This window comes from Jeongeupia wiesaeckerbachi, assembly GCF_050916355.1.
In the GTDB taxonomy this organism is placed as follows: Bacteria; Pseudomonadota; Gammaproteobacteria; order Burkholderiales; family Chitinibacteraceae; genus Jeongeupia; species Jeongeupia wiesaeckerbachi.
Genome location: NZ_CP136946.1, coordinates 2,367,743 through 2,382,019, shown reverse-complemented (window position 1 = coordinate 2,382,019; position 14,277 = coordinate 2,367,743). Strand labels below are relative to the sequence as shown.

10 protein-coding genes are annotated in these 14,277 nt (G+C 62.5%); all 10 read right to left on the bottom strand.

Annotated elements, in window-relative coordinates:
* Positions 1-32: 32 nt before the first annotated feature.
* The 10 genes from tssH to tssM all read right to left on the bottom strand — a co-directional run bounded on the left by tssH (position 33) and on the right by tssM (position 14,269).
* A complete protein-coding gene (gene tssH, locus R0382_RS11595; protein WP_432719745.1) occupies positions 33-2,666 on the bottom strand; it encodes a type VI secretion system ATPase TssH in 2,634 nt (877 codons plus the stop codon).
* 38 nt (positions 2,667-2,704) lie between these two features.
* On the bottom strand, positions 2,705-3,736 hold the full coding sequence (gene tssG / locus R0382_RS11590) for a type VI secretion system baseplate subunit TssG (RefSeq protein WP_432719744.1): 1,032 nt from the start codon (positions 3,734-3,736) through the stop codon (positions 2,705-2,707).
* Entirely contained in the window at positions 3,700-5,559 is a 1,860-nt protein-coding gene (gene tssF / locus R0382_RS11585; RefSeq protein ID WP_432719743.1) for a type VI secretion system baseplate subunit TssF, read from the bottom strand. The genes tssG and tssF overlap by 37 nt, the downstream gene beginning before the upstream one ends.
* 140 nt (positions 5,560-5,699) lie before the next feature.
* Positions 5,700-5,945, bottom strand: a complete 246-nt coding sequence (locus R0382_RS11580) for a hypothetical protein (RefSeq protein ID WP_432719742.1) — start codon at positions 5,943-5,945, stop codon at positions 5,700-5,702.
* A gap of 420 nt (positions 5,946-6,365) precedes the next feature.
* Positions 6,366-6,830 carry an OmpA family protein gene (locus tag R0382_RS11575; protein WP_432719741.1) on the bottom strand — a complete coding sequence of 155 codons (465 nt, stop codon included), beginning with the start codon at positions 6,828-6,830 and terminating at the stop codon, positions 6,366-6,368.
* Between the two features lie 63 nt (positions 6,831-6,893).
* A complete protein-coding gene (locus R0382_RS11570) occupies positions 6,894-7,391 on the bottom strand; it encodes an Hcp family type VI secretion system effector (RefSeq protein WP_432719740.1) in 498 nt (165 codons plus the stop codon).
* Between the two features lie 46 nt (positions 7,392-7,437).
* The gene (tssC, locus tag R0382_RS11565; RefSeq protein WP_432719739.1) at positions 7,438-8,916 is read right to left on the bottom strand and encodes a type VI secretion system contractile sheath large subunit; all 1,479 of its coding nucleotides are present in this window, start codon (positions 8,914-8,916) and stop codon (positions 7,438-7,440) included.
* Between the two features lie 16 nt (positions 8,917-8,932).
* The gene (gene tssB, locus R0382_RS11560; RefSeq protein ID WP_432719738.1) at positions 8,933-9,442 is read right to left on the bottom strand and encodes a type VI secretion system contractile sheath small subunit; all 510 of its coding nucleotides are present in this window, start codon (positions 9,440-9,442) and stop codon (positions 8,933-8,935) included.
* Positions 9,443-9,497: 55 nt separating this feature from the next.
* Positions 9,498-10,514: a type VI secretion system-associated protein TagF gene (gene tagF, locus R0382_RS11555; RefSeq protein ID WP_432719737.1), complete on the bottom strand. Its 1,017-nt coding sequence runs from the start codon at positions 10,512-10,514 to the stop codon at positions 9,498-9,500.
* A gap of 8 nt (positions 10,515-10,522) precedes the next feature.
* Positions 10,523-14,269 carry a type VI secretion system membrane subunit TssM gene (tssM, locus tag R0382_RS11550; RefSeq protein ID WP_432719736.1) on the bottom strand — a complete coding sequence of 1,249 codons (3,747 nt, stop codon included), beginning with the start codon at positions 14,267-14,269 and terminating at the stop codon, positions 10,523-10,525.
* Between the last annotated feature and the right edge of the window lie 8 nt (positions 14,270-14,277).

Sequence of the window (14,277 nt, the reverse complement as noted above, 5' to 3'; positions counted from 1 at the left end):
ATGGGCCGTTTGTTGTTGGTGAGGAAGCAGCCTCAGCTCAACTTCACCTTGATCTCGTCACCCTTCACGCTGACGGCGATCTTCTTCACCGGCTTGGCTGCCGCCAGACGGCTCAGCAACTCGTTGGAGATCTTCGCCAACACCGTCCGGGTCAGGATCGCATCGGCATCGCGGGCTCCGCTGTCGACATCAAAGCAGCGCGAGGTGATCAGTTCGACCAGCTCGGCCGGGAACTCGACCTTGGCGTTGTGGTTGGCTTCGATCCGGCGGCGGATCTTGTCGAGCTTGAGCGCGACGATCTTCTGCAGCACTTCGTCGCTGACCGGAAAGTACGGCACGATAGTCAGGCGGCCGAGGAAGGCCGGCTTGAACACTTTCTGCAAGGTCGGACGCAGCACTTCGATCAGATCGTCGGCACTCGGGTCCCGGTTCTCGTCGCCGATGGTGACGCCGCCTTCGACCGCGCGCATCACCAGATCGGTGCCGGCGTTCGACGTCAGCAGAATGATGGTGTTCTTGAAGTCGACCTCGCGACCTTCGCTGTCCTCGAGCAGGCCCTTGTCGAAGACCTGGAAAAACAGCTCGAGCACGTCCGGGTGCGCTTTCTCGACTTCGTCGAGCAGCACCACCGAATACGGTTTGCGCCGCACTGCCTCGGTCAGCACCCCGCCCTCGCCGTAGCCGACATAGCCCGGTGGCGATCCCTTCAAGCCGGACACGCTGTGCGCTTCCTGGTATTCGGACATATTGATGGTGATCAGGTTGCGCTCGCCGCCGTACAGCGACTCGGCCAGCGCCAGCGCGGTCTCGGTCTTGCCGACGCCGGACGGACCAACCAGCATGAACACGCCCTTGGGCTTGCTCGGGTCGTCGAGATTGGCCTTGGCGATCTGCACACGTTCGGCGATCTGCTCAAGCGCGTGGTCCTGGCCAATGACGCGTTCGCCCAGCAGCTTGGCCAGCTTCTGCACCTGTTCAAGCTCATTGCTGACCATGCGCCCCAACGGAATGCCGGTCCAGCCGCTGATCACGTCGGCGATCACGTTTTCGTCGACGCATTCGAATGCCAGCGGCAGCGTCTTGTGCAACTCCCGCAGCGCGTTGCGTTTGGCCTGCAAGGGGCTGACCTTCTTGCCCTTGACCGGTTTGGCGTTGGCGGCCTCGGCCTTCAGCGCGTCGATTTCGGCGACAAGCTGCTGCTGCGCCTGCCATTTTTCCTGCAGCGTCGCGAGATCCGTGCTCAGCCCTTCGCCCTGGGCTTTCAGCTCGGCGATCCGTTCGGCGTGCCCTTCCTCGCGCTCAAGCGCGACCAGCTCGCGGTCGACGTTGGCGATCAAGGCCTCGACGTCCTCGACCGGCCCCGGCCGGCCGGCGCGCGACAGCGCGACGCGTGCGCAGGCGGTATCGAGCACGCTGATCGCCTTGTCGGGCAGTTGCCGGCCGACGATGTAACGGCTCGACAGCATCACCGCCGACGCTACGGCCTCGTTGAGGATATCGACCTTGTGGTGGCTGGCCATGGCCTCGGCCACACCGCGGACCATCTGCACGGCGATTTCCGGCGCCGGCTCGTCGACCTTGACGACCTGAAAACGCCGCGCCAGCGCCGCGTCTTTCTCGAAATACTTTTTGTACTCGGCCCACGTCGTCGCGGCGATCGTGCGCAGTTCGCCGCGCGCCAGGGCAGGCTTGAGCAGATTGGCGGCATCGTTCTGGCCGGCGGCGCCACCGGCACCGATCATCGTGTGCGCTTCGTCGATGAACAGGATGATCGGCACCGGGCTGGCCTTGACCTCGTCGATCACCTGACGCAAGCGGTTCTCGAACTCGCCCTTGACGCTGGCACCTGCCTGCAACAAGCCGAGGTCGAGCGTTCGCACCGTGACGCCCGAGAGCGCTGGCGGCACCTCGCCACGAACGATCTTCAGCGCCAGACCTTCGACGACCGCCGTCTTGCCGACGCCGGGCTCACCGGTCAGGATCGGATTGTTCTGCCGGCGCCGCATCAGGATATCGGTCATCAGGCGGATTTCGGCATCGCGGCCGAGTACCGGGTCGATCTTGCCGGCGCGCGCCTGCGCGGTCAGGTCGATCGTGTATTTATCCAAACCGGGCGAACCACGCTTGCCGGCAGCCGGCACGACGATCGGATCACTCGCTTCGGGGACCGATTCGCTGACGGCGTTGCCTGCTTCATCGCCATGACGACGCAGTACCGCATAACCCTGGCGCAAAGCCTGGCGGTCGAGCTTGGCCAGCGGCGCGGCCGTGCCATTGATCGAGGCGCGCAAGCTTTCGTCATCGAGCAAGGCCAGCAGCAGGTCGAGGCTGGAGATGTCCGACTCGCCATGCTCGGCGCCGGCGATCAGCCAGGCTTTTTCCAGCCACTTCGGCATCCAGTTCGACAGCACCGGATTGCGGGTATTGCCACGCTTGAACTGCTCCAGCGTGCCGTCGAGTTCACGCTCGAACTGCGTCAGCGGCACGCCGCCGGCGCGCAGCGCGGCGGTAAAGGCGTTGTCGGTCTGGTCGATCAGCGACAGCAAGACGTGCTCGATCTCGATCTCGAAATGCGTACGCGTCACCGCACGGTTGGCGGCATCTTCGACCGCTGCGCGCGCCGTCGGCGTCAGCTTGGCAACCAGGGCTTTCAGGGGCGTGGACATGGTGGTTTCTCGGGTAGTTATCGTTTTGGTGGGAACGGTCAGTGCAGCAGGGTATAGCTCATTTCGTCGGGGTCGGATCGGGGCATGCTGGCGACCAGCCAGGTGTTGCCACCCAGCCGCAGTGGCGATGCCTCATCGAGCACCGGCTTGGGCGTATCGCGTTTGTCGAGTACCAGCCGCACATCGCACGCCAGCCCATGGCCGAGCGCGAACTGCAGCAGTTGCTGCAAGGCATCGGCGCCGGCGCCACCGGGCAACAAGGCATCGAAACGCCCCCGCCGTAGTGGTCCGAGCTTGAGCTCAACCTTGGTCTGCCGGTCCCAGATCCGGCTGCCGGCGAACGCCGACAAGCCAAGCTCGCAGCCGATCTGGCCGAGCTGGGTCTGCTCGTCACGCGGTACGGCAATCCACTGGCCGGCAAACTGGCCCAGTTCGGCGCGCACGTCGAAGAAGCCTTCGATCAAGGTCACCAGCGCCTGGCTCGACAGCGGCTTCTGGCTCAGCAGGCCGGCGTAGTAAATGAACAGCGTTTCATCTAGGCCGTTCTCGCCACCGAGCCGGTCGCGCAGTCGTGACAGTCCCAAGCCGGCCAGATCGAGCAGGTTGCGCGAGAAGCCTTCGGTTTCGCCCGCTTCGGCCGCGAGCCAGAAGCGGTACTTGCGCCACGCACCGTAGAACAGCGAGACCGCCCGATGACTGAACAGGTCGAAAAAGCCATGCAAGGCCGTATCGCGATAGTGCTGGCGGCGCTCGATCAGCAGCTCGGTATAGCTGGTCGGCAGCACGCCCGACGGCCCGGTCAGGCCCATGAAGGCGACGCCGAGTTCGTCCGGCGTCCCGGCTTCGGCATCGTCGTTCGCCGGCTGGTAGCGCGTCAGCTCGCTGGGCGGAAACGACAGCGTCGCCAGCGTGCGAAAGCGCAACTTGTCCGGCAGCGGCCCACGCCGTTTGCCCTGCTTGTGTGCGGCCAACGACAAGAGCCGCACCGCCTGAAAAAAGCCGTATTGGGTCGCGTCGGCGGCGATTTCGCCGCTCAGATCACGATGGCTTCGCCCGCGCGTGCCGGCCATGCCGCCACCTCCTCATTCTGTTGCACCGTGCGCACGCGCAGTCGGCTGAAACTGTTCGGCGCGCAGTACAGCGCGAAAAAGCGTTCGAGCACGCTGGCGAACAGATAAACACCGCCGCCAACGTAATAGTCCTCGTCCAGCGTCAGCGTCACCTCGGTACCGCGGACGAAGCCCGAGAAATCGCGCCCGGCGACCCGCGTCACCGCGGCCTGGCTACTGATCGCGCTCAGCCCCTGGATCTGCCGGTTGGTTACCGGCGAATCGGTCAGGTTGTACAGCGCCAGCATCTCCTGCAGCGTGCTCTTGCCACCGTCGATGATCGACAGGTAATTGAGCGACAGATGCGAAATCAGCCGCCACTGCAGCCCGCGTTTCAGCGGCGCGCGCAGGCTCTGCGTCGGCTTACGCAAGAGCTTGACGCGCTTGACCACCGAATGGCCGGGCAACGTGAAATCGGTATGCGTGCCGGACTGGCTGCCGCCGAACGGAATCTGCTCGGGCAGATCGCGGTTGCTGCACAGCAGCTCGAGGCTCAGCACCTCGGCAGCCGGCCGCACCGCGTTGAAATCGAGATCGACCAGATGCAGTTCCAGATCGCTGCCCTTGTCGCCCTGACGCGGCGAGGCCTCGCGGCTGGCATGCCAGTAAAAGCGCGGCCCGCCCTTCTCGCCGCCGTGGCGGATCGCATAGAAAGGCAACACTTCGTCACTGGTCTCGCTGGCGCCGGTCTTTTCGACCCGCACCACGCGCGAAATCTGGATCACCTCGTAGGCCAGCTGCTTGCGGCTGTCGGCCAGCACCGGGTAGGACGCCTTCTGATGCGTCACGCGAATCGGCTCGCCCGGTTGCGTGAACAGATTGACCAGCGGCGTGCAGCCGAGCTTGAAATGCACCGGCGCCAGATGATTCAACAAACGCGCATGGCGTTCGGTGTCCGGGTACTGGCCGATCAGGCACTGGATCACCAGCTTGCCGCCGACCAGCCGTGGCGCCACTTCGCCCAGGCGGGTGAAATCGACAAACAGGAACTTGTCCGGAAAACTGAAATACTCGGTGAGCAGCCGGTAGCCGACAAACGAACGCGCGTCGTACTCGAGCACGCCTTCATCGCGGCCAAAGCCCACCGGCAGGATGCTCGTCGCCGGCAGCTCGCGCGTCCGCGCCGGATCATCGCTGCCGTCCCCCACGCGGACGCGCTGGGTTTTGGACAACAGCAGCTCGTACAGCAGATGCATCAGCGCCGGCTCGCCATCGAGGAAAAAACGCAGCGACTGCAGATCGATCGCCGAGATATCCAGATCACCGTGCGTCTGCAGCTCCAGCGTCAGCACTGCCGCCGCATCGGGCGCCATGCGGCGCAGGTGCGCCGAGCTGCTGGTCAGCTCCAGCCGCGCATTGGTCAGCGACAGCGGGTACAGATCGACCGGGTAACAGCTGCGGAATTTACACACCACCCCGCCGATCGCCGGCGCATGCACCGGCTGCTGCCGGGCCACCGTATAGCGCTTGGCGATCTCGGGCCGCTGTGGATCGCACTCGAACTGCACGATCGTCGTCGCCGGAATCGGCCGCAGATAATGCGGATACAGCACGTCGAGAAAACTGGAAGCGATTTCCGGGTATTCGTCATCGAGCTTGCGGTGAATGCGCGCAGCGAGAAACGCGAACGACTCGACCAGGCGCTCGGTATGCGGGTCCTCGCACTGATCGCCCTCCAGCTGCAGCCGGCCGGCAATTTTCGGATAACGCTGGGCGAATTCACCCGACAGCTCGCGCAGATAACCGAGTTCGCGTTCGTAATAGGGAAGCAGGGATTCGAGCATGAGTTCGTTTAATCGCTCAACCCACAGTGGGGAGCCATATCATTCTTGGCGCTCCGCTGTGGGTTTGATTGTATTTTTTAGTCAAGCGCACCGATGCTTCCGTAAGCAAAATGGCTTGAAGCAGAATGGCGAGATGCCTGTTAACGGCCTCTATGCAAAGGTCGCCCCCTAACAGGATCAAGGCCTTTGGACTGATCCAAACGATTGGCCGGATTTTCAGACGGCTTTTCCGGTGCGATACCGTCGAGTTCGGGCACCGTGGGGAGCGCGCAGGCGTAGTCACAGAAGATGCTCCAGGTGGCTTCATAGCGTTTGCTGCGTTCCTCATCCTCGGGAAAGCGCCAGAGAATTGAATGGATCGTTGGCAGGCGGTGTTTTGAAGCCATCGGTCAGCAATCCGGGCCAAGGTTGGTTTCCAAGCTTGGTAACCATCTGCACAAAAACTGACCGTTTTGCCGTATTTATCTTCGCCTTGCATGTGCATCGCTTATTCCTGTGGCGCACGCCCATGCCCTTGCTAACCGGCGCACTGCATCATGCTCCAACCAATCGCATAGGGCTCCGGATGCGACACCATTTGCGAAGTCAACATATCACCCGCAAAGTACTACGCCTCCGGGCTACCCAAACCTGCCGCCTTGCGGTAGTACGGTCAGGCCCAGCTGCGATTTGAGCCCCAGCTCGGCATCGGATAACAGACTGTCGAGTTCGAAGCGGTACGGTTTGGACAGGGCGTCTGCGGCAGCAGCTGTTCGCCAAAAGTTAAATGCGCTGGCGAAGTCAGCAAACAGCTGTTCCGATATCACTTAAGCCGGGAAATCGATTTTGGCTGCGTGACGTGCTTCTTCGGTCACGAACTTCACCTTGATCTTGTTGGCTGAAACACCGAGGTTAACCAGCTCTTTTTTGGTGTTGTTCGCGCGCGCCAACGCAGCAGCCTTGGCATTGCCGATTTCCTTGCGATTGCAGTAGCCGGTAATCACGACAGTCTTGGCGGTCACGGCTTGCGGCAGCAGCAATTTGACTTGCGCTTGCGCCTGATCATCCAGCTTGACGCTCTGTATTGAGAAAACCAGCAGGGATGGATCTGCCGCATTGACAGCGGCATCCTTCGCCGTGGCGACAGCCTTGTTCTTGGCGGCATCGGTCGCATTGGCTGCAGCCGCGTTCGCAGCCGATTTACCCCACGGCCCCACAGCCTCTTTGGCGGGTGGATTCTGCGTGCAGGCGGACAACAAGATGGCGGCGCTCAGTACAGCCAGGCGAAACATAAAACCTCCAGGAAAAAACAGGGAAAAACAGGCCCGCCTTGCGGCGGGCCGTTGCGATGCTGATTAGGCGATCGTCTTGTTTGCAGTCAGATCCCAGCCAGAGCTGACGTTGCCGCCGCCCGAACCGTCTTCACGCTTCTGCTGGGTGTAGGTCCACTTGATCTTGCCGTAGCTGAAGCTGACCTTTTCCTGCGGGAAGCCGTTGTCGTTGGCCGAACCGGTCGGCTCGACCTTGGAAATCAGCACCTGTTCGAGCTTGACTTCCATGTACTTGACCTTGTCGCCACCAGCACGGCACAGCTCGATGGTCACTTCCTTGATGTGCTTGCCGGTGCAGCACGCTTCGTAGATCTTCGGGCTGGACTTGTCGAGGAAGTGCTCGATTTCGTACACGCCATGGTTGACGCGTTCGGCAGTAGCACCGCCGGCCGAGCTCGCCGTGGCTTGTGCCGGCTGTTCGATCTTGTGCGCAAACGACTGGATCTCGATCCATTCCTTGTGCTTGTCGTCGGTGCTTTCGCCGGGGATGCCGTCGATTTTCAGAAAGGCGTCGAATGCCATTGAAAAATTCTCCTAGTAGATGGATGTGTATTACTCGGCGATTCGCTCAGCGCGCAGCCTTGGGCAGCTCGGCTACGAGCCGGAGCGAAATCGTGAGTTCGTCGAGCTGGAAGTGCGGGCGCAGGAAAGCGGCGGCGCGATACACGCCCGGCTTGCCCGGCACCTCGACCACGTCCACGCGGGCTTCGCGCAGCGGATACTTCGACTTGGCTTCCTGCGAAGCGGAATCGTCGAGCAACACGTACTGCGCCAGCCAGGTATTCAGGAAGTCCTGCACGTTCTGACGGGTGGCAAAGCTGCCGATCTTGTCGCGCATGATCGACTTCATGTAATGCGCAATCCGCGACACGGCGAAGATGTACGGCAGCTGCGTCGACAGCCGAGCGTTGGCGTTGGCCGAATCGGTGTTGTAGGTCTTGGCCTTCTGTACCGATTGGCCGCTGAAGAACGCCGCGTAGTCGGTGTTCTTGCAGTGCACCAGCGAGATGAAGCCCAGATCGGACAGCACCTTCTCGGTCCGGTCGGTGATCGCTACTTCGGTCGGGCACTTCAGCGCCACTTCACCGTCGTCGGTATTGAAGGTATGCGCCGGCAGGCCTTCGACCAGACCACCGCCTTCGACACCGCGAATTGCCGCCAGCCAGCCGAACTGCGCAAATGCGTCGGTCAGACGGGCGGCGTAGCCGTACACCGCATTGGTCCACAGGTATTTGCTGTGGTCGGTGCCGTCGACGTTTTCTTCGAAGTCGAAATCCTCGACCGGGACGGTGTCACGGCCGTAAGGCATGCGACCGAGCACGTGCGGCAACACCATGCCGACGTAACGCGAGTCTTCGGACTCGCGGAACGACTTCCACTTGGCGTACTCGACGGTGTCGAAGATCTTGGCCAGATCGCGCGGCTTGCCGATATCGGCAAAGCTCTCCAGACCGAACAGGCCCGGGCTCGCGGCAGTGATCAGCGGCGCATGCGCCGATGCCGACACGTGCGACAGCTCGTCGAGCAGGTAGAAGTCTTCCGGATGGCGACCGAACTCGTAGTCACCGACGAGGCCGGCATACGGCGCGCCACCGAAGGTGCCGTATTCCTCTTCGTAGATTTTCTTGAACAGCGCGCTCTGGTCGAACTCGGGCGATGCCTTGAAGTCCTTGACCAGATCCTTCTTCGAGACGTTCAGCACCTTGATCTTGAGCTGGGTGCTGGTTTCGGATTCGGAAGTCAGGTACTTCAGACCACGCCACGACGCTTCGAGCTTCTGGAAGCTTTCGTGGTGCATGATCTCGTTCAGTTGCTCGGACAGCAGGCCGTCGATCTCGGCGATGCGTGCGTCGATGCTCGCGGCGAGGTCTTTCGACAGCGTCACGGTGCCGGCCAGCACCTGCTCGACCAGTTCGCCGATCAGGTCACGCGTGTAGCCTTTCTCGAACTCGTTGGTCGCGATCCGGCTCTGGTCGATGATGGTATCGAGCAGGCTCGACGATTCGGCGACGCTGGCGCCACTCTGGGAAAGTTGTTCTGTTTGCATGCAAATGGCTCCGGGATCAGGCGTTCGGGTCTTGCGGGCGGTTCTGGCTGATCTCGTGCAGCTTGTCGGTATCGCGGACGATATCGTCGAGCAGCGCTTCGAGCTTGTCGTTGCTGACGAGCTTGTTCTTCAGGTCGGCAAGGCGTTTGCGCGCCTCAAGCAGCTTGGCCAGCGGTTCGACCTGCTCGACGACCTTTTGCGGCTCGAAGTCGGCCAGTTCGTTGAAGTTGAGTTCGATACCGAGCTGGCTGCCGTCTTCGGCCAGCTTGTTGTCAACCCGATACGCCAGCCGCGGCGCCATGCCCTTGAGGACGTCGTCGAAGTTGTCGCGATCGATCTGCACGAACTTGCGCTCTTTGAGCTTCGGCAGCGGCACTTTGCTCTGCCCCGAATAGTCACCGAGCACGCCAAGCACAAACGGCAGCTCCTTGGTTTCAATCGCGTCGCCGACCTCGACGTCATAGGTGATCTGCACCCGCGGCGGGCGGACACGTGACAACTTCTTCTGTGTGCTTTCCTTTCCCATTCTCTCCACCAGTCCCGGTTAGATTTCACAAAAAATTAATTCAAACATAAGTAAATCAAAATTTACAAGTAAGATTTAAAACAATATCTCGTAATCCATCGAGCTTGAGCGCGGGGTCGGCCAGCTGACGGCCAAGGATGTACGCGGCCTCGGCGTAAGCCTGATGCTTGGACCATGGTGCTTCGGCATCACCGGCATCCAGCACCGCCAGCGGCGCCGGCGGCAGCCCCCATAGCAGCGCCAGCTGCTTGTCGGCAAAGCGGGTCGGCGAAATCACCAGATAGCGGCGGCCTTGCAGCGTGACCGTCAGGTAATGCGGGTCGAGACCGACATGACCACGGGTCGCGGCCTGATACAGCGTCAGCCAGGTCGCCAGTCCCAAGGTCTCTTCACCCGGGCCATCGGGCAGTGGCAACAGCAAGGCCTGGCGCGGCGCGCTGCCGTCATAGCGACGAACGAAGTCGCCATGAAATGCAAACGCCAGTAGCGTTGCCTCCAGCGAAGCACCACCGGTACTGCTGAGCCGGCCGGCCAGTTCGCTGGCGGCGGTCTGCCGCAGATGGCGTTCAAGTACTTGGCCGGCGAGGTCGAGATCAGCGCCGGCCCGGCCGTTGAGGGCCAACTGGGCTTCGAGGAACTGGCGGCAGGCCAGCATTTCCACCGAGTTATCGACGGCGCTGGACAGCTGGTCTCGCAATCCGGCAAAGAACAGTTCGTTCGCCAGCACCAGCAGCGACAGGTTCTGCGCGCCCTGGTCGAACGGCACGATCGCGCCGGCAACCAGCGGGTAGTAGCGACCCGCCTCGTCCCGGCTGGGTTGCAACACGCCGAAGAACACCCAACGGCGATCGGCCGAGACGTAGAAGAATTCGCTCGCCTCGGCAGCCAGATAGCGGTCCTGCCAGTCAGCTTGTTCGCTGGCCCAACGCAGGCTGGTTGCCAGCAACTGATCGAACTCGATCGCGACCGGATGCGTCGCATTGACCCGGACGAAATCGGCGCGGCGCGGCAGCTTGCCGAAAATTGCGTATTGCGGCGCAACCACGGGGTTGCGCATGAAAGTGATAGCCATCGTCGTCCTTACTGGGTAATCCGTTCCGGCAGGCTCAGCTTGCGCAGGCTCGAGAGCTGCAGCGGGTTCGGGCCGCTGACCATGCGGTAGTTGACGCGCACCACCTCGGCATCGCCGGCTGCGCCCTTGCGGATGGACCAGCTCAAGGTGCCGCTGTTGTTATCGCTGCGTTCGACATGCGCCTGCGCCAGCAGCTTGGTCCAGCCCATCCGGCCTTGCTGGTTGGCCACCACCGCACTGGCGCCGTTGAACGCGACCACCTGGATACGCGCGCCCTGACTGGCGCCCGGGTTCGGCCAGCTGAAGCTCTGCCACGGTTGCGGGCCGTTGCGGTAACGCAGTGTCTGGCCGTCGATCTCGACGACGATTTCGGACAAGCCCGAGGTCGGCACCGGCTGCAGTTCGAACTTCGCGTCCGAGCCATCCTGCGTCAGCGTCGCGCCGGCATCACCAAGCCGTGCGGCACCGGACAGGAAGGCCGGCTGGAAGCGAATGCCCAGATTCGCCCAAGTGCGCGGCACCAGCGCATCACCCTTTTTCAGCACCAGACCGTTCAGATACTTGTCGACGAACTTGTCGAGCGTGCCGTCGTTGGGTTTGACGAACTTGGCGATGTCGCCCAGCGGCGCTTCGGCCTGGCTGTCCGAGAACGGGTACTTGGCCGACAGCGTCTTCCACTGCGCGTAAACCTCCTTGTCCCACGCCTGATTCAGATCGCGCTCGACCGGCGGCAGCAGCACCGCATAGGTCTGGATCAGCGGCCGGACGAGCAACGGCCGGACGACCTCACGGGTTTCGGAATCTGCGGTGCCAAGCATGGTGTTGTCGACGTATTGCAAGGTATCCGCCAGCTCCGACCCGGTACCGTTCAGCGTCGCCTGCACCAACTGGCGCGCGCCGCCGCCCTGGTCGTCGGTCGAGGCAATCTGCACCAGCTTGCCCTTGAGCTTGCCGAGTTGGTCGAGATAGCCGTTGATCGGCGCCGGCGAGCCTTCGTTCAGCTTGGCCACTGCAACGAACTGACCACCGACCACTCCCTTCTGCCCCGGCTGGGCAGCTTGCGGCTGTGCGCTGCCATTGATCAGCGAGGTGGTTTTTTCCAGCACCGACTGCTTGGCGTTCTCGAGCTTGCTGCTCAATTCGGACGGGTTGTCCCACGCCGTTTCGAACGCAGCACGCGCGATGATCAGCTTGACCGGCGAGGTTTGCGGATCGGCCAAACGCGTCATCCCCGCTGCAGCCTGGTTCAGATCGGCGAAGTCCTTGACCGCCACACCCTGGAGGAACTTCTTCCATTCGCGGGCGTAATCGGCGCGATACAGCGCCTCGAGTTCGCTACGGTTCTTTTCCAGATCGCCATCACGGCCGAGGTTGTCCTGCAATGACGCCGCCAGCACCCAGTCGTCGCTCTTGATCTCGCCGCGGCTGGCCTCGTCGATCGCGCCGCGCATGTACTTGTCCCATGCTTCGCGGGTAAACGCGCCCGGCACCATATAGCTGCCGGCGACGATATCGCCATCCTTGCCGTTGAGGATGCGAGCGACCGTCAGCGGCTGGAAGCGGGTGTTGCCGCGCGCCTTCAGCTCGTTGTAGACGCGCTCCTTCGCCGACAGCCGGCGCAGCGAGCCGCGCAACACTTCACGCGAGCTGCTGACCGTCTCGGCACTGTTGTCGATCGTCGGCAGATCGGGCTCCTTGATCTGCGAAACGTAGAACGCGACGATGCGCTCGGCCAACGGGTTGATGTCCTCAAGCGGACGATTGCTGCGTTGCTGCTCCAGCCATGGCCGCCAGTAGCGCGGCAATTGATCCGACAGATGTGCCTCGTCCATCCGGACCTTGTCGTGCAGCATCAGATAGGTCTTGAGCGCGTTGTAACCCTGCTCAAGCTTGACCTCGCCCTGCACCGGTGCGGCGGCGACGGCCGAAGCCGCGGTCGCACGCTGCAGCGGTGTTGCCGCGCTCAGGTTGATCACCGGCAGGCCCGGCTTCCGAATCACCGGTTTTTTGACCGGCGCGCGGTGCACCGGAGCCGGTGTCGGCGCGATGACCGGCGCCGCCTTCGGTGCAGCTTCGACCGGCTTGGGCGCTTCCGGCGCCGGCGCGGCGACCTTGATATTGGTTAGTGCCAGTTCGAGATTGGACTTCACCGGCGCCAGCATCAGCTTGCGCACGCCGTCGAAGTATTCCTTGCGCAGCGCCGTTTCGACTTCGGCACCGCGATACAGGCCCATGCCGATCTGCCACGGGTGGCCTTCCTTGCGGTACTGCTGCAGCGTTTCGAGCCGCTTCTGCAGCAGGTCGAGCGCCTTGAGTCGGTCATAGATCTGGCCGGTCGCGGCCAGCTTCGTCGACTGCGCGCGCTCTTCGGAGGCAACGGCAATCAGCTTCTGGTTGCCGATATACGACCAGGTCAAGCCACCGACAATGACGGCGAGTACCGACAGGCCGGCGACCAGACCGGCCAGGCGCCAGCGGCTGCCGCTCGGCCGGGTCTGGCGCGTGATCAAGTGCTGATCGGGGAACACGACATCGCGGAACAGGTCGCGCAGGAAGTAGCTGTACGACGCCGGCGACTGGCGGGTCTCGAAACCCGGCTGCGACAGATCGAACTGTCCGGCGACGCGGGTGGCGGCACCGATGCGCGGCACGCCTTCCTGCAATGCGCTGGAGAAATAGAATCCGCGCAACAGCGGCTTGGCGTGATACGGATCGTCCTCGTGCAACAGCGTGACGAAGCGGCTGACCGACTCCTTCAACGCATGGAATTCGACCGGGAAGGCAAAGTACGCGGGTTTGGCGTTCGGGCCACGGTGCTGCAGCAGCTTCTCGTCGCCCATCTGCGACAGGCCGCGATACAGCTGCTCGAACTGCTGGCCGACGACGTGGCCGATATTGAAACCGGCGCCCTGATCGTGGCTGAGCGTCGCGCCCCAGACCCGGTTGCGATCCTCTTCGTTGGCATCCTCGAAGAACGCACCGAAACCGCCCAACAGGTCGACCTTGGTGAAGATCAGATAGATCGGCACCTGCAGGCCGAAAATATCCTCGATCTCGTGAATGCGTTCGCGGATCTGCCGCGCGTAGATCGCAAATCCTTCGGACTTGTGCTGCGCCAGTTCGGGCAGGCTGATCGCGACGAGGATGCCGTTGACCGGCGCCTTGGAGCGATGCTTCTTCAGCAGCTTGAGGAATTCGAGCCATTCGCTGCGGTCCTCGCTTTGCGTCGCGTAACGGCCCGCGGTGTCGAGCAGGACGCCTTCGGTAGCGAAGAACCAGTCGCAGTTGCGCGTCCCCCCCACGCCCTGGACACCGGCCTTGTCGCTGAACGGAAAAGTCAGGCCGGACTGCAGGATCGCCGTGCTCTTCCCCGCCGCCGGATGGCCGATGATCATGTACCAAGGCAGCTCGTACAGCGCCGCGTTGCCGCGTGCCTTGCCGAGACGCGAGGTCTTGAGCGTGTCGATCGCACCCAGCATGCGCTGGCGCAGCAGATTGACTTCGGCGCGCTTGTCGGCACTGGCGCCCATGACGGCATCGTCAGCCTGCCGCTGCAGCATTTTCTCGATCAGCCCGCCAGCACGATTGGCGACCATCTGGCCAATCAGCAGCGTAATGACCCAGAGCAGCATCACCCCGAAAATCCAGCCAAAGCGCGTCTCTGCCGACACCAGGCCGAAGAACGGCCCGATGAACCAGATCAGCGCGATCAGGATCAGGAAACCGATGGCCGATGCGACCTTGGCGTTTTTCATCCAGCGTT